The organism is Pseudomonas fluorescens (assembly GCF_001648775.1).
Classification (GTDB): Bacteria; Pseudomonadota; Gammaproteobacteria; order Pseudomonadales; family Pseudomonadaceae; genus Aquipseudomonas; species Aquipseudomonas fluorescens_M.
The window spans coordinates 294,883-312,808 of record NZ_LVEJ01000001.1 but is presented as its reverse complement, the minus strand read 5'-3'; the positions used below and the strand labels follow the sequence as shown (position 1 = coordinate 312,808).

Below are 17,926 nucleotides of genomic sequence, written 5' to 3'. Positions count from 1 at the left end.
TCGAACAGGGAGCACTTTATGTTCAACCCAGCTAACGAAACCCACTTCAGCCTCAAGGTCGAAGACTACGTCGGCGACCTGCAAGTGCTGTCGTTCACCGGCACCGAAGGCATCAGCCAGCCGTTTCGTTTCGACCTCGAACTGGTCAGCGAAAACCCTGATCTGGACCTCGAACAACTGCTGCACAAGCAAGCGTTTCTGGCGTTCGATCCGCAAGGCTCCGGCATCCACGGCCAGATCTACCGCGTCGCCCAAGGCGATGCCGGCAAGCGCCTGACCCGCTACAAAGTGTCGATGGTGCCGCAACTGCAATACCTGCATCACCGCACCAACCAGCGCATCTACCAGCAGATGTCGGCGCCGAAAATCATCGCGCTGATCCTCGAAGAACACGGCATCAAGGGCAACGCCTACAGCTTCCAGCTCAGCCAGCCGTGCCCGGATCGCGACTACTGCGTGCAATACGACGAAACCGACCTGCATTTCGTCCAGCGCCTGTGCGAAGAGGAAGGCATTCACTACCACTTCCAGCACAGCGAAAAAGCCCACCTGCTGGTGTTCGGTGACGACCAGACCGTGTTCCCCGACCTCGGCCAGCCGACCGCGTACGTACAAGGCAGCGGCATGGTCGCTGAAGAACCGGTGATCAAAGGCTTCAAACTGCGCCTGGAAACCCGCACCAGCCGCACCACACGCCGCGACTACGACTTCGAAAAGCCGCGCCTGCAAATGGAAGCCGCGTACAAACCCGACGGCGAAAGCACTGAACCGGACCTAGAAGACTACGACTACCCGGGCCGCTTCATCGACCGTGCGCGCGGCAAGTTCCTCAGCCAACGCGCCCTCGAACGCCACCGCGCCGACTACCGTCAGGCCGAAGGTCGTGGCGACCAGACCAAACTGGTCAGCGGCCACTTCATGGCCATGTCCGACCACCCGCGCAGCGAGTGGAACGACCTGTGGCTGCTCACCGAAATCTTTCACGAAGGCAAGCAGCCGCAAGTCCTCGAAGAAGGCGTAACCAGCGACACCACCGACAACAAAGACGACTTTCACCAAGGCTACCGCAACACCTTCCTCGCCACCCCGTGGGACGTGTTCTACCGCCCGGCCCTCGAACACCCGAAACCGCGCGTGCTCGGCAGCCAGACCGCCATGGTCACCGGCCCCAAAGGCGAAGAAATCCACTGCGACCAATATGGCCGCATCAAAGTGCAATTCCACTGGGACCGCGAAGGCCAGGCCGACGACAAAACCAGCTGCTGGCTGCGCGTCTCCAGCTCCTGGGCCGGCGACCGCTATGGCGCCATCAGCATCCCGCGCATCGGCATGGAAGTCCTCGTCACCTTCCTCGAAGGCGACCCCGACCAGCCCCTCGTCACCGGTTGCCTGTACCACAAGGAAAACCCGGTGCCGTATGCATTGCCGGCGAACAAGACTCGCAGCGTGTTCAAAACCCTTAGTTCACCGGGTGGTGGCGGCTACAACGAACTGCGTATTGAAGACAAGAAAGGTGCGGAGCAGATCTACATTCATGCCCAGCGGGATTGGGATGAGAACGTTGAGCATGACCAGAAAATTCGGGTCGGGAATGAGCGTCATGACACGGTGGTGAAGAACACCTATACCGAGTTGAAGGCCGAGGAACACCGCACCACGATCTCCGATCGCAAGGTTGAAGCGAAGCTGGATGATCACCTGACGATTGGGCAGAACCAGCATGTGAAGCTGGGGACTGCGCAGCTCACCAGCGTGGGGAAAGAGATTCATCTTAAGGCTGGGGACAAGATCGTTATTGAGGCGGGGACGGAGCTGACCATTCTTGGGGGTGGGAGCTTTATCAAGCTGGATGGCGGTGGGGTCACGGTGGTTGGGCCGGTGATCAAAATCAATGCCGGTGGGTCGGCTGGGTCGGGCACGGGCATTGGGATTAAGCCGCCGGTGCTGCCGGGGGCGGCGGATAAGGATAAGGCGGGGAGTTTGATGGATCAGGCGTTGGGGAATGCGGTGCCTGAGAAGGTTAAGCCGAAGGCCTTTTTTGTGTTTTCTGAGTAAAAGACATGAATCGTGCTTTTAAGAAAAAATTGATTATGGGAATGCCAACTGCATCTGTCCCGGTTAGCATGTTTTTTGGTCGAGCTAAAGTGCTATTGAAAATGACAACTTTAACTGCGAAGTCATCAAGTCCGATGGTCGCCAAACAGGAATGGGTTGAGTCAAAGAGCTCGACTGTAAGCTTGCAGGAAGCAAAGAATGACTGACTCCTCGACCCAAAGCACAACTCCGGAAATAATCGTTCCGACGATTAAGTTTGAGTTTCCCATAAGAAAGTCCGATGGGAAGCAGTTTAAAGATGCCGAAGAGATTTATCAGGCTATCGGAACTGAGACGTCAGGGCACTATTTACTGGGAAATAACAGATTCTGGCATGGTGGAATCCATATTAGTGACCTAAGTGCGCCTCAATGTGTACTACAGGAACCTGTGCGTTGTATTGCTGATGGTGAAGTTGTCGCTTATCGCTTGAGCAAGGATTACTTGACATCAACCTTCGGTGAGGGCGAGGGCTCTAAGTCTCTGAAGTATACTAATTCTTTCTGTTTGGTGCGTCACGAATATCATTCACCACCAAATACCGAAGAAGGCGCGAATAAAGGTAAACAGAACAAGCTGACATTTTACAGCTTGTACATGCATTTATTACCGTTTGATCGGTATCCATTGTCACCAGAAGAAGCGCCTAATCAAAGAATCAAAATGATCGCCGGTGGTTTTACTGCGCGTAGCGACGCTAAGGGTGAACCTGGTTGCCATACTTATGGAGCAATCGCTGCAGGCACAGAGTTTGAGATTCTCGAAAAAAAGGGAACAGTTGAGGTTTATGCCAAGGGCAAAATTCTTAAGGGAAGTGTGGCAGGCCGCTCTGTGGGTCAGGAGGCTTGGTTTGCCTACAAAAAAAATGGTGAGGTATATCCTCGAACAACAACTGGTGGCGCCATTGCAGGACCAAGTTGGTTCGAAGTTTTACCTCCGCAGCGAGAAAAACCGAATTATTGGCACGGCAAAGTAAAGGCGACAGTAGGGCCACAACCTTTACCGATATACAGCGCTCCGGCAATACAAGCCAACGGGCAAAATGCGGGGCCACCAGTTGGCTCTATAGCATTGGTAGCTACAAGTGTTGTTACTTTCGACAGCGAAAAAGTTGTCAACCTGAATATCGCTGGAGAGACTAGGCGCATGGCCGAATGCACGCTAATTAGCGGCGGCCCCGGAGGGGGCGGAGCGGTGCCGCCAACGTTTTGGGCTTGCGTCGAAAATGAGCTTCCATCGCCAGCGATGCGGTGGGATACAGTGACTCCCGTTGATGAGGCTTTTGAGAAAGTCGTCATTACCAGTATCGGTATCAAGGCAGGAAATCCTATTGGTTACTTAGGCCTGATGGAAAATCTTCTTGATGAGAGCGGTGAGGCAACTCGCAAGCACCAGGTTCATATCGAGGTCTTTACAACAGATCAAAAATTGGAAGAGTTTTTACAAAATCCAGCTGGGTTGGCCACTGGGAAGAAATTTTTGCGATTGTCCGCAAATAAAACTTTGTTAAACAAGCCTCCCCAGACGGGAGTTGTGGAGTTGGTTTCGGACCATGCCATTGAACTGAGTAAAGTTCCAATATTCAAAAATCCAGATGAATGGTATGAGCCAAAGGTTGAAGAGGATGGCCAAAGTAAAACAGGCCTAATCGCAAAAGGCGAAGCGGAGATAATCTCTCAGCACGATTGGGAAAAGCTTGGCTTTCGGATTGTAAAGGAGTCGAGTGCTGTCGCAGATGGCTTCCTTGATCCAGATGATATGCCAGAATTTTTTAAAGGCCTATACAGTGACCTAGATAGGCTTGGAAACGCAGACGGGAAAGTTACACCAGAGGATTTTCCTAAGGCATTGCAAAATGCTGAGCTTAGGTCTCATTGGTCAAAGCTTATTGCCTATCATCCAACTGAGTGGAAGGACACGTCCAGCGAAGCGAAGTGGGGTAGATTGCCGCAGATTTTGGAAGGCTCACCAAAGACGCTCGCCCATGAGAAGACACGTATCGATAAATTGGTGTTCTGGAGTGAACTGTCTGGTAAGGCAGAGGTTCCTGCTGATGGACTTGTTTGGCATTTTCATCCGATAGAGTTTATTGAATATATCAAGGTGAAGCCAAAGTTTGAGTTTACTTTGGATATGATGAAAAAGATCTACCCCGGACTTGGCCCGTCGAAATATGTAGACCTTCAGGCGATAGCTGACGAACTCAACGCTAATATTGATTTCTTTAAGCTTGATACACCACTGCGCAGGAGTCATTTTTTTGCACAGGTAATGCAAGAGACAGGACCCACACTAAGTGTGGAAGAAAGCTTCTTGTGGAAGGCTACTTCTCTAATAGCTACGTTCTCGTACTTTTCGAATAACCCTAGTGCGGCACATGCCCTCGGTTATCAGACTGTTAAACCGATAAAGGCCGATGGGACTTCGGTGACGCAAGCGGATTATGTAGAAGTCGCTAATCGAGCATATGGCGGCCGAGCGCAGTTAGGGAATGGAGATTATGCAACTGGTGATGGTTGGAAATTTCGCGGGCGGGGACTGAAGCAGTTAACGGGAAGAGTAAACTATAGAGACTTTACAACATGGTATCGAAGTAATTTAAGCAGGTGGCCAAATGAGGATCACGATTTTATAGAGACCCCAGATTTGTTAGTTCAAATGAAGTATGCGGTTCGTTCGGCAGGCTATTTTTGGGTAGACCATAACTTGCACATAAGGGCAGATGCAGGGCCAACGGAAGCGGCGGTGGATTCAATTACAGATATTGTAAACTATAATACAAATAGTCGCGTAGCAAGAAAGGAGAATTTTAAAAAAATATGGGAAGGAGAATATTTCAAATGAACAAATTCTTGCATGTTGATGTGCAGATAAGAAAGTTTTTAAGAGTTTTTCTTGTGGTTTATGTGTTTGGTTGTTTTGTATCTGCAGCATTTGCAGAAGAAGAGCAGGACGCGGAGGATGTTACTCTTTGTAGTGCTCAGGAAGATATCTATTTCAGCTGCCCGCTTCCGGCTGGGAAAATTGTTTCCGTATGTGCATCAGGTAATGTTAATCCGAACTCCGGTTATGTGCAGTATAGGTATGGTGTACCTGGAAAAATAGAGCTTCTATATCCACAAAGTAAAGTTCCTCCCAAAGGCCGTTTTTATATAGTTAATGCCTCTGAAGGTAGCGTGAGTTTGAATATAATAAAATTTTATAATGGAAGGTATACATATCTTGTTTCGCAGGCATATAGAAGTTTTTTAACTGTTCTAAAAGATGGAGAGCTTATTTCTAGAAAGTCTTGTGAGAGAGGAAGCTACTCATTCATAAATCGAAAGGCGTTAAAGGGTGTTGAGTCGCTCCCGAAAAGTGCTGAAGATTTTAAGTGAGATTTCGTGACGGGATAAAGTGAGAGAAACGAATAAAAGGGACGGATCTATTTATTAAGGAAAAGGGACGCAAGGAAAAGGGACGGATTTATTTTTTAGTCCGTCCCACAGGTACCTCTTACGTATTCACTGTCTGCCTCACCGCTATCAATTCTTCCAAATGGTCCAAAGCGCGTTCCACCATAATTTGTGCACCATCGGCAATTCGGACAAGGGCCACCGCTACGGAGCGGTTCGAGCCTTCGATGTCGTCCGCTAGTTTTGCGGCGATGGCGCTGATGGACAGCATGTCTTGACTGTGAGAGGGGACGGATTTATTTGTTGCGCCAAAATTCTTTGATTTTGAGGCGGAGCGTAAACGTATCCGTTTCGATGGTGGGAAAATTTCTTCGATGGCTGATTCAATGAAAAATATATATTTGCTCCCTTGCTTTTTATCGTTAACCTTTTTGCTATTCAGTTCGGTCGCATTTTCTGCGAGTTTCGACTGTGGCAAAGCTTCGACGGAAGTAGAGAGGAAAATTTGTAGTTCTCCTTCTTTGTCCGCAATGGACGAAAAGCTCAGTGAGGTCTTCAAACCGATAAAAAATCGGCGAGCTTTACAAATAATCGAAAGTGATTGGCTTGAGTCAGAGCGTAATTCTTGTGAGTCAGTCGAGTGTTTAGAGGAAGCTTATGTGCAGCAGATAAGCTTTCTCACACCGGTTTCTATTGCGCCTAGGCCGACTCAGAAAGATATTAAGTTAATGTTGGGTGATAAGCCGTACACACAGTTTGAGCGCTCATGGAAGGTCATTGATTTAGCATGGCTTCCCAATGAAAAAGGGGCTGTCGAACGATTTTTGATCTCCGCTGAAACAATTTCAGGCATGTTGCATGTCATCGTGTTTGAAGGGCATTTTGATGCGGCGATGATTGCGTACCGGGGTAATCTATATGAGTACGTTGATCGCAACGACAGGCCGGTATTGCACACGATTGCGAAAGATATCGGTTTTGATGGTGCTCTGAGTTTGGGTTCAAACGACGAAGGGAAAAGGTTTGCGGGAATCTTTGATGGGGCGTTTTACTATCGACAGCAACTCTCTAAGAATCAGCTGCGGGGGATGGTTTATAAGCTCGGTTCAAAATCTCCGCCATTGGAAAGCAGTTTGCTGTTCCAGCAGTGGCCAAATACTGATGAAAATGCTGTTAGTGGTTTGACATTCGGTTGGGGTGGTGAGTATGGAAAATTGCAAGCGTACTACTCGCACACCTCAGGGTATGAAACGATAGCGCAGGCTGGTCGGCCCGAGGCCGGTTGGAATATATATGCTCCGATTTGGAGCAAGTCACGGCCGACGTTTTATTTCAAGAATGGTGATGAAACTATTTGGCGTGCCAATGTTGCGGATAAGACGTTAACAAAAATTGCGAAGGCTAGTGATGAAGGAATGATCCAAAATCCTACCCCTGTCGATATTAATGGGCGCGAAGCAGTCGTTTATCTGAATGGATCTACTCTGAAAATGGCTATCTCCCTTGAAGAATAAGCACGACTTAAAAATACACTTTCGCAAGATATTGTTGGAATTTGCCTTGAGTAAATATCTTATTCCGGTGCTGCCCGCCGTGCTGATTGGTGGTTTATCTCTGTTGGGGGGACATGCATTTGCTGACGATGCATGTGTCGATATCACTACGAACTCTCAGAGGGAAAGATGTTCTGTGAGTGCCAAGGTTGCTGCAGATAAGCAGTTGAATACCAGTTATCAAGAACTGATGGTTCGGCTCGAAGGTGGATATCAGACCGATCCAGTTCTTGCGGCGAGCCAAAAGGCAACGGTTCAGGAGGCTCAGCGCGCCTGGATCAAACTGCGCGATACCGATTGCCAGGTCGATGCGTTGGAGACGGAACCGGGCTCTTCGGCGCATGTGGCAGCGGTGAACAATTGCATCGCCAGTATGAGTCGTGACCGTTCAGTGTTTTTGGACAATATCGCGTCCGATACCGGAAGTGGCCCGACAATTGGACGTGGCTCGTGCCCTACGCAAGACTTTGCACAGTTTCTTCCAGCATTCTCCGCTAATGCCGAATCGCAGAAGCGACTAACTGCGCAGGCCGTGAAGCTGCTGGTATTAAAGGGGACGTCGGATATTGGGCGGATTGTGACTTACGTTACTGCGGAGGTGGGACGCGATATGGCGTTTCCCTTAATGGTGGCTGTGCCCGATGGGAAAGTGGAAGGAATAGAGATCGAGAAGGTGGATGACCGCCACGTTAACGTTGTGGATAAACGCGCTGGCAACAGCAATATCAAGATTTTCAACTTTTCGCGGAAGTCCTGCTGGACGCTTGATGGGGTTGAGGACTGGTCGATTCCTGATAAAGAGCTTTCTGTAGCCAGTACGCGGAAAATGAGTCGTGCGGAGAATTTCTGTTGGCAGCGCGGACAAGGATTTGCTGGCTTGGGCGGCCTTGAGCAATACCGACTGACAGGAGAACTTTTTGAGGCGACTTTGGAAAATTACCTTTGCGCGGCCGCTTCAGGTGATCCTATATCTAGTTCGGCTGCGGCCGGGCTGAGTCTGTCGGGTATGGCCCCGCAATTGGAATACGGCAAAGTTGAGGCTCTTTTCAAAGCAGCAGCCGTTGATTCACCGAGCGGTGCTGAGTCGTTGGCTGGCTTCTATTGTTTTGGCAATGAATTGGCCGGTTCAGGACCCTGCCAGCGCCCGCTGGACGTTGAAAAAGAGTTGATTCGTGCTACCACCATGGGATCAACGCATGCATTCGTTTCGTTAGGCGATTATTGGAAAAGCGGCGATCTAGGAAAGAAAGATACTCCTCGCGCCTTGGCCTGTTATCAGCTTGCTGCCGACAAAGGTAACGACTCGGGCATCAATGCGATTAAGCGACTTCAGTCCGAAGTGGCCGAACCGATAGTGGCCAGCAGCTGCTTTTAGTGCGGTTAAGTGAAGAAGGGCGTTTACAGCGCCCGACGCCTTTTCACCGCGATGTGATCAAACGCGTTCCGCCATCATGGCTAACGCGTTTTCATATGCGCTGAGCCAGAATCCGCAGCGCTTAAACGTTTAATACTTGAGCATCTGACGACCACCATTTTCCTTTAAACTCCCCACCCCCAAGGAATGCGCTCAGGACACGGAATGCCAGCCCCCTCGAACTCCCTTCGCCCAGCGTTAGTGCTCTGGCTATACGCCGCCGCAGTCGTGCACATTCTCGCCGGCCTCACCCTGACCTGGGCGGGCCATTCCGGATTACTCGACGGCTATCTGCACACCCTCGAACTCGCATTCTGGGGCGCCGACGCAGTACCCGCCGCCGGCCACGAACAACAGGTCTGGTGGCTCGCGCTGTTCGGCGCGACGCTGCAAAGTTATTCGTTGTACATGCTCGCGCTGGTGCACTTGGGCAATCGCTTGAAAACCCCGGCAGTCTGGGGCTGGTTGAGCGCCGGCATCCTGTTATGGGCGCCGCAGGACATGTGGCTCTCAGCGCAACAACAGGTCTGGTCGCACCTGTGGCTTGACGGTTTTGCGTTGCTGGTGTTGTTGCCGCCGCTGTTCTGGTTGTATCGGCATGACCGCCGGAAGGCTTCTTCAGTAAAGGCACCGAGCCAATCCAACCCGTTTGCCGGCGGCGCTTTCAAGCGTGTGCTGATCACTGGCGGCACCGGGTTTATCGGTGAAGCCTTGGTCAATCAACTGCTAGACGCCGGCCATTCGGTCAGCGTCCTAACGCGCGATCCGTTGGACGCGGCCAACCTGTTCAACGGCCGCGCTCGCTGTGTGCATTCGTTCAGCGAGCTCAGCCACGACGAAGCCTTTGACGTAGTGATCAATTTCGCCGGCGCCCCTGTCGCCGGCCCACGCTGGACTCCCAAGCGTCAGGCGCAACTGCTCGCCAGTCGAGTCGGCACCACCGAAGCGTTGATAACCTGGCTGAAGAATACCAAGCAAAAACCAACGCTATGGATTCAAGCCTCGGCCATCGGCTTCTACGGCGTGCGCGATGCCAGCGAAAACCTCGATGAACACGCCAGCAAGGGCGACGGTTTCATGGCTGAACTCTGCGCGCGTTGGGAAGCCGCCGCGCAACCGGCCACCGAGTTTGGCGTGCGTCAGGTGGTACTGCGTCTTGGCGTGGTCTTCGGCCCCGGCGGTGCGTTGACACCGTTGCTGCTGCCGTTTCGCTTGGGTTTCGGCGGGCGCATGGGCGATGGTCGGCAGATCATGAGCTGGGTGCATCGCGACGATGTGCTTCAGGTGATCGCGCGGGCTTTCAACGACGACAGTCTGCGCGGCACCTACAACATGGTCGCGCCCGAAACGGTCAGTCAGGCCGCGTTCGCCGAGCAGGCCGGCAAGGTCCTCAAGCGTCCGGTGTGGTTCCATATTCCCGCCGCGCCAGTGCGCGCATTGGCAGGCGAGATGGCGCAGTTGTTCTTCGACGGTCAGCGCGTGGTGTCGCAGCGTTTGACCGAGGCTGGCTACACATTCCGCTATCCAACCCTCGACGCCGCTCTGCGCGATCTGACCTGAGGATCGCTCATGAGCAAGCCGTTGATGTACCTGCTGGCCGGCAACGGTAGCGCTGCCGATTGGTGGGACGACGCACTGCCGCACTTCCAGCGCTACGACGTGGTGCCGCTGGAGTTGCCGGGCTTCGGCGCCAATCCGCAGCCACCCTGTGTGGATCTAGCGGACTACGCGCAGACCTTGCTGGCGATGACCCAGCAGGGCAGCGCGATCATGGCGGTCGGGGTCAATGCCTTGCTTGTATTGCATGCGTTGCAACGTCGGCCCGGGCACTTTTCGCGCAGCGTTTTGTTGGCGCCGGTCGGTGCATTTTTGTGGCAGCGGCGGTTGCCGGCGCTGATGTCTCCGCTGCCGATTCGCAAGACCATTCATTGGCTGCTGTCGAACAAACCCACGCTGTTCGCGCGCAAGTTCTCCCACCAGACCTGGACGCCTGCGCAGTACCAGCGCATGGGCGCCGGCTATGCGCGCTGCCGTGCGTTTGTGCCGCACTGGGATCTGATTCGCGCCGATACCGCGTTGCCACTGCTGGAGTGGATCACCGATCCGGTCGAGCTGGTTTGGGGCGATCAGGATGCGGTGCTCGGCATCGAGCAAGCGGCGGCATGGTCGGCGATTCTCGCCCGCGCAGATCTGACCATCAGCCTGAAACCCGGTTGGGGTCATTACCCGTGGATCGACTCGCCCGCGCAGTTCGCGCAGTGGCTGGAGTCGGGCGAGCGCGGGTTTGTCGCGCACACCAAGGGCGGGCGTTTGCGCCTGGCTGAACTGGCCCGGCAACCGGTGCCGGCAGCGCTGACGCTCAACGATTGCAGCGATCCGCGCCTGCCGGTATTTCTCGCCGCCCAACCTGATGTGACCTGGGCGGTGCGCTCCTCCAGTTATGGCGAGGATCAGGCCGATTCGGCGAATGCCGGTTTGAGCACCACCTATCTGCGCGAACCGACCGCCAACGTGCCGAAACGCATCGCCGAACTGACGGCCGAAGGCGTCGAGGAAGTGGTGGTGCAACGCTTCATCACGCCGGTAGTTTCCGGGATCGCGTTTGTGCGCCATCTCTCGGTAGAACTGGAGTGGGTTGAAGGCCATCTCGAATCGCTGGCCGACGGTCACGTCAGCCCCTCGCGATCAACGCTTTCGCGGCTCGGCGATGCGTGGCGCAGCGGCACGTTCACGCCGGCCCATGGCTTGACCGAAGACCTGCTCTGGCACTTTCTGCAAGACGTACTGCGTGTGTTCCACTACGTGCCCGGCGACGTCGAATGGGCCTGGGATGGCTCGCAATTGTGGCTGCTGCAATACCGGCCGATCAGCGATTACGGCTGGCGCAGACACCTGACCGCCGCGAACATCGCCGAGATCCTGCCGCCGCAACCGAGCGTGCTGGTGGAATACGCCCAGCGCCGAGCAGCTGCGAGTATTCCGGCGATCATGGCGCGGTGGGATGCGCGGGTGTTGCAGGACAACGAGCCGTTCACCGCGGTGTTCGGCGGCGCGTCCTACATCAACAATGACCTGTTCCTCGCCCGGTTGGCCGACTGGGGCATCAGTGCGAGTAACTACGCTGGTGAAGTCGGTGGCGCGACGCCGCATTTGCCATGGCAACCGCTGAAGATGCTGCGTTCGTTGCCGCTGTTTTTGCGTATGCAACGCAAGGCTCGCCGCCATTTGCTGAATCTTGAAAACGGCTTGCAACGCTTTGATCGAGAACTGGCCGAACTTGTCGCCCAAGCTGCCGGTGGCCAACAACTCGCGGACTGGTTCACCCGGTTTTACGTGTTCGTGGTGCAAGGCAATCTGTGCATTGCCACGGCGCTGGCCAGCAGTGGCGGTGATTGGCTGGGTCGCCCGCCGACCGCTTACGACAACCTTGAAAACAGTCCGCATCGATTGCCGTGGGAAACCGATCCGGCTACACCTCGACCCGCATCGAGCGAACTGCCGCTACAGCCATTCCCGCAATGGTCAGGGCTGATCCGCCTCGCGCATTCGAGCGGCCTGCCGGGCCTGCGCGGCTACTACCTGCAAGTGCGCGAGTGGTATCGCGACAACCTCATGCGCATCTTCTTCCGGCTTCATCACGCCATGCCACTGGCGGACCGCGAGCATTGGTTCGCGCCGCATCCCGACGTGCGCACCCGCGACGGCAGCTTCTGGCAGGACGGTCGCGAAGGTGCGGAGCAGGCCACCGGGTTCATGATTTATCCGGGGCAGGTGCAGGGCATCCTCGGCGCCGACATCTTGCTCGAAGACACACTCGATCCGGGGCGGCACGCGCATTACCAAACGGCGCGGGCAGTGATTGCGCGGATGGGTGGGCGCTTGTCGCATGGCTCGACGTTGCTGCGTGAGTTGCGAAAGCCGTCGGCGGTGATGCCGCAGGTGGATCCGGCTTGGGTGGGGTGTGAGGTGTTGTATCGGGATGGTGAATTGCAATTGATCAATTCGAAGGATGTGACGTGAAACTACGATGCCTCCGCGAATTGATCATTGGTCTGGTCGTGCTTTTACAGATGGGTTATGTGACTGGCGCAGGTCCTGTATTGGTCGGTAACGAGCCCGGCCAGTCGCCGGTTGCGCAAGGCCCGACCGAGACAGTTGTAGACATGGGTTCGTGTCGGTTCTCCATGCCACTGCTGCAGAACCAATGGCTGAAGTTCGACGATTTCTATTCGGTATTTGTCGCAGCCAAACAACTGCCCAAACCGTCCAGCGCCCCCAGCTTGTGGCAAGCGCAGACGTCAAGTGGTGCCGATTGGCACTTCGAGAAACACGGTGACCTGAGCCAGCCGTGGTTTGGTTTGATGTGTGAAAACTCGGAGTACTTTTCGCTTCTCACCGACTGGAAACCCCCGGAAGACGATGCGTTTGCGGTGCAAATACTGCGTGACGACAACGACCGCAGGTGTCCGGCGACCCGTACCGATCAGGGCTGGGTACCCAACTCGCTGGCCGGTCGTGCGAACACCTACACCTTTGAGCAATGGGGTGGAGAGAAGTCTTCGGGGTTCATCTTCGGTTTCCACGACAAGTCCCGACGGCACATAACCCGCGTCGCTTTTTGCCTGCTGAGGGGCAAATACGTGCTGATCGGCTCGGCGGAATCGGGTTCATCCGCCCCGCTGGCGATCAGCAACGAAGGGTTCGAGCAAATCAGGAAAGCGGTGCGCGGCATTGCCTTCGAATGAACATCCCCAAAATGCATTACGTCGACGGAGCTACAGCGTGAAAGGATTTTCGGTTCTTCTCGGCAGCCTGTTATTGGTTGCCGCGTCCATGGCATTCGCTGCCGATCCAACCTTCAAGGATTACACCGTCACGCCAGTTTTCACCGGCTCCAACCATAAGCTGGTGCCGCAAGAAAACAGCAGCCCAATGATGGATCAGGCACGGGTGCAAGCCCTGAAAGGCAAGGTCAACTTCGCCGGCCATTACATCCTTCACAGGCTCGGCTGTGGCGGTAGCGCCATTTGCGGCGAAGTGCTGGATGCTCAGACTGGGGAAGTCGTTGGCGGTCTGCCGAATGCTTACGACGGCAGCACCTTCGGCATGGCCTATCAGCCCGACAGCCGCTTGATCATCGTCTCCGGCATCACGCTCGACGGCGAAGAAGATGCGCAGGGGAATGCGTTGGAAAGTGGTAACCGGGATCGTTACTACGAGTTTGTGAGCAACGAATTCCGGCTGCTGAGCATGACCGACGTGGAATCGTCGCCGATGGATGAGGAGTGAGTGGATGAACTGGTTTTTCATTCGGCCTGTGCTGATTGCGCTTTCGCTTTTACCTCATTCACTGCCCGCGACTGCCAGTGAAGGGAGTTGCTACGGCTACCTTACTGAGCTTGTCAGGAGCAGCGATTTTCCGTTTCGTTATGTCGTCAAGGACAAGGTCAACCTGCTGATCGACGAGGACGACGGTGAAGTAGTGCGCGCTCAGCTGTTTTTCGACACCGACGGCAGCGGCACGATTGGCTGGATCAAATACACCCCGGCTACTCACAAATTGCTCAACACCTCGGCCGAGCTGGATGAACCGGTGGCGTTGTCATTCGACGCCAAGTTTGCGGACGGATATGCAAAGTGCCTGACAAAACAAAAGGCCGGCTAACGGCGAAAAGGATTTGCTATGGCCAGCCTTAAGTGGGTGTTGATGATCGGCAGCTTGTTCAGCGCTACCAATGTCTTTGCCGTTGACCCGCCAATAGTGGGAGGCGCCGGAAACACAGTGACGTTCCAGGCAAAAAAATGGACATCACCCGTCGTGGAATCTACCACTGCCTGGTTCACCGCGAATGGAAAAACGTTCCCGTTGTTTCATGCCGGCATTGGTGCCCAGGCTTATCCTGAATGGCTCAGCCCTGACAAAAAATTTCTACTGGCGACTGCGGTGGAGTACGGCGTAGTCATAGGTGAGAACGGTGAGGAAATAGCGACATCACAAGGGCATTGCGATTTGATTTCGATGGAAACCGGTTGCGTGCTTGCTGAGAGTTACGAGCGGTTTTGTGAGGGTAAATGGGTAGGCAAGCAATGGGTTTCCGAAGAGGGCGGGGTGCTCAATCCTGTCTTGGAGACTAAGCCACCCAAGGACCTGCTGAAATATGCTTCGAGTATCGAGCCGGCACAGTCCCGCGCAGAGTCCATCGAATGGAGCCTGAGCTTTTTAAGCCCGGAATCCTACATGGCGTGTCATCCCCCGGCGCAAAGTGTTCAGGCTTACAACGACCTCGGTTTCTACTTGGCCGAGGGCGGCAACGATGAGTTGGCGCTGAAGTTTTATCGAGGCGTTGAAGCTGTCGGCAAACGCACAGTGCTGATGCTGAACATGGCTGATTCGCTATGGCGACTTGATCGCCAAGAGGAAGCGCAGCGTTATTACCGCGAGTACCGCGACGCGATGAGTGCCGCCGGTAAAGCGCAGAAGATTCCGCAACGCGTCGTTGAGCGATCCGAAATTCAGGGACTGAAAGAGTGAATATGTTCTTCCGCTTTATCGTGTTGAGCCTTGGGCTGCTAACCACTTCATACGCACTCGCTGCCCCACAAGTCCTGAAGGAAATTCCGGCTAGCTTGCTGGGTGATGCATCACGGCAAAAGGTGTTTGTGCTGGCGGGCGATGCGGACGAAGTTTCTAACCGATTGTTGATTGCGTCGGAACAAGCGCGTGACGAGGACATCTTGCTCGATACGTCGAAGGCGCTGCCTCTGATCAAGAGTCAGTACTCGTCTGCGCTTCAGGGTGTATTCAGCGTCCATGTAATCAAAGGTCGCCCTGGCGTCATGACTGTCATTGATCCGCAGGCTGAGGAAGCTGTGGTCAAGCAGCCGTTCGTTGAGGCAGGGGATTACATCGCGCTGGTAACCAGCGAAGAAGATAACGCAGTTTACAACTTCAACCTGTTGTTCGCCTTCAATAGAAGTTCAAGGCAGTTTGAGCTAAAGCAAATATTGCAGTTGGTTAACAACGAGTATTGCGATCGCTCGCTCATCAGCGTGGCGGAGTTGCCGGTGCGGACATTGGGCTCTATCACTCTGGCGTCCTTCGATGGGTTCGAGGCTCTTCAAAAGCTGCGGGCTGCGAACATTAGCGGACCTCAGGGCGGTTATAAAAAACTCATGACTGTCTATTCGGCGGACCTGCTGGATACGGCGCTGGCGGCGTATCGGAAGGGTGACAGCAGCTCTTTCAAAAGAGTGATGGGTGAGGCACTGATGGGCGATGATTCACATGGCGCGTGTTCTCCTGAGAGTTATATCACCGGAAAGTACTACTTCCGACAGCATCCTGGCTGGTCCAACGACCTAGGTTTTCTACTCGGCGAAGCGGGTTACTACGTAGAGTCCATTGAACTGTTGAATGCGGTAATTGCACACAACCCAGAGCGGACGGTGGCTTACCTGAATCTCGCAGATAGCTATTGGGCTATGAACGATAAAGAGCGAGCGGTGCCGGCGTACAGGCAATACGCATCGCGTATGTCGGAAGCGGGAAAGGCTTCGAAGATCCCGGCGAGGGTGGTTGAGCGCAGCGCTGTGGCGCCAGAGGCGTGACCAGCGCTCGTTGAGTTGCTGAAAGCATGTTTTTTATTACCCATGAACCGCTAAAGGAATATTCGGTTTGAAATTTTCGTCTGCATTGTTTTCCGCGTTGCTCGTTTTCGTTCCTCTGGCGGCTCATAGCGAGGTCACGACCGAGGTTTTTTGCTTCCGCTCCTACGAAGGCAAACCCATAAATTTTGAATTCAGAACCTATTACGACTCTGTCGCCAAGTGGAGCGGTGCTGGCGTCAAGTACAGCAAGTCGAAGAAGGCCATCACTCTGGTTCATCGCAATACTGAACAAGAGGAATTGGTCTATGGCCGGCCCTACCAGTACACGACAACTTGGGTTGAAGTAGTTGATGGCGCACTAACAGGTGAGTATCAGATGGTCACTCAGGGTGGCCGGGTTGATGCGATGACGTATACGAATTACAAATCCGCAAAGAAGTATTCGTTTGAAAACGATTACAACGTGGATTCGAAACCTGAAACAGGTTGCCAGTGGTGAAGCAGGGAATATTCAAAAAGGGGACATAACGTCCCCTTTTTTCATCCGCAAATCTCGCTACGGCTTGGCCGCCACGCTTCGCACTTCAATCTGGTCGAGCGTCCCTTCCACCATCAATCGCACGCCATCCGCCATTCTGCTCAGGGTAAGGGTCACCGAGCGGCGGGAGCCGTGGAGGTCCTCGGCGAGGTCGCAGGCGATGACGCTGATGGACAGGAGGTCTTCGGAGGCGTTGGCCATGAGGGCTTCGGCGTCGGTGCCGGAAGAGAGTTTGAAGAGGCCGTTCTCGCGTTTGGGGTGTGGTTCGACGGCTGGTTTGAAATGGTGGTCGAGGGCGCGTTCGGCGGCTTCGTGGACTTTCTTAGAATTGAGGGATTCGTAGGGTGAGGTTGCTTCAGTGCTGAATGTTTCATCGGTCATCGGTGTAAATCCTGAGCAGTTAATTGATTTCCCCGAGTTCGGACTTGCACATCCGGCCACCGATTTTGCGGCGACACACAGAGCCTATCCCCACCGCAGCAACTCGCCTAGTTCAGGCACAGCCCCGCACTTTGCAGGAAATTTCCCATAGATTCGCGGGGCGGAAGATCAAAAGATCGCAGGCTTCGCCAACTCCTACAGGGATGTGTTTCAACAGGTGTAGGAAAGGTGATCAGTGGGCGAGCGCTGAATCGTGACTTGGCGGTCATCGTGCAGGAAATGGTCTGTATCATCCTCCAACAGAGTCAGATACTGGCGTTATCGTCCGAATCCCTTACACTGCCCCGGCCGTTCATTTTCCTTTTGAGGCTGTGCGCATGAAATTTCGTTTTCTTCTGTGGATGATGGGTTTGTTGATGGGGAAGGCCAGCCGGACAAATCCTGCGTTCCAGCAGCAGTTGGGTGACAAGGATCTGGTGTTTCAGCTGCAGACGCTGGATGGGAAAGTGGCGCGGCATTTCGTGGTCAAGGATCAGCGCATCACCAGCAAGTCTGGCGTGGTGGCAGAGCCGGCGTTTGCGATTGCGTTTAAAGATGCCGGTTATGGCTTTGCCACGATGCAGGCGAAGAACAAGCAGTTGGCGTTTATGCAGGGGATTCAGGACAAGTCGATCCAGCTCAAGGGCAATCCGGCGCTGGTGATGTGGTTCCAAGGGTTGATGAAGTATTTGAAACCAAGAAAGGCGACGGCTAAAGCTTAAGAAGTCGTTCGCTTGAACAAACCCATGCACGCGCACTGAATAACGGTGCGCTTGTCTTGTAAGGCCATTATTTCGGCTCGCAAAGACATCCGGACTGTCATTTCTATCAGGTGTTTTGTGTACCGTCGCGATGCTCTACTCAAGTTCCAGTTCCGGCGTTAAGGGACTTCAACGACTTGATG

Annotated in this window: 16 protein-coding genes; 14 read left to right on the top strand and 2 right to left on the bottom strand. The window is 54.0% G+C overall.

What is annotated here, in order from left to right:
* The first annotated feature begins 18 nt into the window (after positions 1-18).
* From A8O26_RS01480 to A8O26_RS29235, 3 genes are all read left to right on the top strand, one after another.
* Positions 19-2,055 carry a type VI secretion system Vgr family protein gene (locus A8O26_RS01480; protein ID WP_064116454.1) on the top strand — a complete coding sequence of 679 codons (2,037 nt, stop codon included), beginning with the start codon at positions 19-21 and terminating at the stop codon, positions 2,053-2,055.
* 198 nt (positions 2,056-2,253) lie between these two features.
* Positions 2,254-4,938: a glycoside hydrolase family 19 protein gene (locus A8O26_RS01475; protein ID WP_064116453.1), complete on the top strand. Its 2,685-nt coding sequence runs from the start codon at positions 2,254-2,256 to the stop codon at positions 4,936-4,938.
* Positions 4,935-5,471 (top strand): hypothetical protein, encoded by a 537-nt coding sequence (locus A8O26_RS29235; RefSeq protein WP_081265140.1) that lies wholly within the window; start codon positions 4,935-4,937, stop codon positions 5,469-5,471. The genes A8O26_RS01475 and A8O26_RS29235 overlap by 4 nt, the downstream gene beginning before the upstream one ends.
* A gap of 118 nt (positions 5,472-5,589) precedes the next feature.
* On the opposite strand, the gene A8O26_RS30110 is transcribed toward A8O26_RS29235, so the two are convergent.
* The gene (locus tag A8O26_RS30110) at positions 5,590-6,048 is read right to left on the bottom strand and encodes a DUF6124 family protein (protein ID WP_253756613.1); all 459 of its coding nucleotides are present in this window, start codon (positions 6,046-6,048) and stop codon (positions 5,590-5,592) included.
* Positions 6,049-6,148: 100 nt separating this feature from the next.
* Between A8O26_RS30110 and A8O26_RS01465 the strand changes: the two genes are divergently transcribed.
* The 10 genes from A8O26_RS01465 to A8O26_RS01420 all read left to right on the top strand — a co-directional run bounded on the left by A8O26_RS01465 (position 6,149) and on the right by A8O26_RS01420 (position 16,563).
* Positions 6,149-7,003 (top strand): hypothetical protein, encoded by an 855-nt coding sequence (locus A8O26_RS01465; RefSeq protein WP_253756609.1) that lies wholly within the window; start codon positions 6,149-6,151, stop codon positions 7,001-7,003.
* 46 nt (positions 7,004-7,049) lie between these two features.
* Positions 7,050-8,417 carry a lysozyme inhibitor LprI family protein gene (locus tag A8O26_RS01460; protein WP_081265146.1) on the top strand — a complete coding sequence of 456 codons (1,368 nt, stop codon included), beginning with the start codon at positions 7,050-7,052 and terminating at the stop codon, positions 8,415-8,417.
* Between the two features lie 204 nt (positions 8,418-8,621).
* A complete protein-coding gene (locus tag A8O26_RS01455; RefSeq protein WP_081265139.1) occupies positions 8,622-10,016 on the top strand; it encodes a TIGR01777 family oxidoreductase in 1,395 nt (464 codons plus the stop codon).
* 9 nt (positions 10,017-10,025) lie between these two features.
* Entirely contained in the window at positions 10,026-12,476 is a 2,451-nt protein-coding gene (locus A8O26_RS01450; protein ID WP_064116451.1) for an alpha/beta fold hydrolase, read from the top strand.
* A gap of 20 nt (positions 12,477-12,496) precedes the next feature.
* Positions 12,497-13,201 (top strand): hypothetical protein, encoded by a 705-nt coding sequence (locus tag A8O26_RS01445; protein ID WP_253756606.1) that lies wholly within the window; start codon positions 12,497-12,499, stop codon positions 13,199-13,201.
* An 88-nt stretch (positions 13,202-13,289) separates the two neighbouring features.
* Positions 13,290-13,745: a hypothetical protein gene (locus A8O26_RS01440; RefSeq protein WP_064116651.1), complete on the top strand. Its 456-nt coding sequence runs from the start codon at positions 13,290-13,292 to the stop codon at positions 13,743-13,745.
* A 4-nt stretch (positions 13,746-13,749) separates the two neighbouring features.
* Positions 13,750-14,121: a hypothetical protein gene (locus A8O26_RS01435; RefSeq protein ID WP_064116449.1), complete on the top strand. Its 372-nt coding sequence runs from the start codon at positions 13,750-13,752 to the stop codon at positions 14,119-14,121.
* Positions 14,122-14,139: 18 nt separating this feature from the next.
* Complete coding sequence (locus A8O26_RS01430) at positions 14,140-14,988, top strand: tetratricopeptide repeat protein (protein WP_064116448.1); 849 nt, start codon at positions 14,140-14,142, stop codon at positions 14,986-14,988.
* 2 nt (positions 14,989-14,990) lie between these two features.
* Positions 14,991-16,064, top strand: coding sequence for a tetratricopeptide repeat protein (locus A8O26_RS01425; protein ID WP_064116447.1), 1,074 nt, complete (start codon positions 14,991-14,993; stop codon positions 16,062-16,064).
* A gap of 67 nt (positions 16,065-16,131) precedes the next feature.
* Positions 16,132-16,563, top strand: a complete 432-nt coding sequence (locus tag A8O26_RS01420) for a hypothetical protein (RefSeq protein WP_064116446.1) — start codon at positions 16,132-16,134, stop codon at positions 16,561-16,563.
* A 57-nt stretch (positions 16,564-16,620) separates the two neighbouring features.
* On the opposite strand, the gene A8O26_RS01415 is transcribed toward A8O26_RS01420, so the two are convergent.
* Positions 16,621-16,983, bottom strand: coding sequence for a DUF6124 family protein (locus tag A8O26_RS01415; RefSeq protein WP_064116445.1), 363 nt, complete (start codon positions 16,981-16,983; stop codon positions 16,621-16,623).
* 377 nt (positions 16,984-17,360) lie between these two features.
* On the opposite strand from A8O26_RS01415, the gene A8O26_RS01410 reads away from it, so the two are divergent.
* On the top strand, positions 17,361-17,744 hold the full coding sequence (locus A8O26_RS01410) for a hypothetical protein (protein WP_064116444.1): 384 nt from the start codon (positions 17,361-17,363) through the stop codon (positions 17,742-17,744).
* Positions 17,745-17,926: the final 182 nt, after the last annotated feature.

Coding starts and splice junctions, on each gene's coding strand:
- A8O26_RS01480 (WP_064116454.1), top strand. CDS start 19: ATGTTCAACCCAGCTAACGAAACCCACTTCAGCCTCAAGGTCGAAGAC.
- A8O26_RS01440 (WP_064116651.1), top strand. CDS start 13,290: ATGGCATTCGCTGCCGATCCAACCTTCAAGGATTACACCGTCACGCCA.
- A8O26_RS29235 (WP_081265140.1), top strand. CDS start 4,935: ATGAACAAATTCTTGCATGTTGATGTGCAGATAAGAAAGTTTTTAAGA.
- A8O26_RS01430 (WP_064116448.1), top strand. CDS start 14,140: ATGGCCAGCCTTAAGTGGGTGTTGATGATCGGCAGCTTGTTCAGCGCT.
- A8O26_RS01435 (WP_064116449.1), top strand. CDS start 13,750: ATGAACTGGTTTTTCATTCGGCCTGTGCTGATTGCGCTTTCGCTTTTA.
- A8O26_RS01450 (WP_064116451.1), top strand. CDS start 10,026: ATGAGCAAGCCGTTGATGTACCTGCTGGCCGGCAACGGTAGCGCTGCC.
- A8O26_RS01410 (WP_064116444.1), top strand. CDS start 17,361: ATGAAATTTCGTTTTCTTCTGTGGATGATGGGTTTGTTGATGGGGAAG.
- A8O26_RS01415 (WP_064116445.1), bottom strand. CDS start 16,983: ATGACCGATGAAACATTCAGCACTGAAGCAACCTCACCCTACGAATCC.
- A8O26_RS01475 (WP_064116453.1), top strand. CDS start 2,254: ATGACTGACTCCTCGACCCAAAGCACAACTCCGGAAATAATCGTTCCG.
- A8O26_RS01425 (WP_064116447.1), top strand. CDS start 14,991: ATGTTCTTCCGCTTTATCGTGTTGAGCCTTGGGCTGCTAACCACTTCA.
- A8O26_RS01455 (WP_081265139.1), top strand. CDS start 8,622: ATGCCAGCCCCCTCGAACTCCCTTCGCCCAGCGTTAGTGCTCTGGCTA.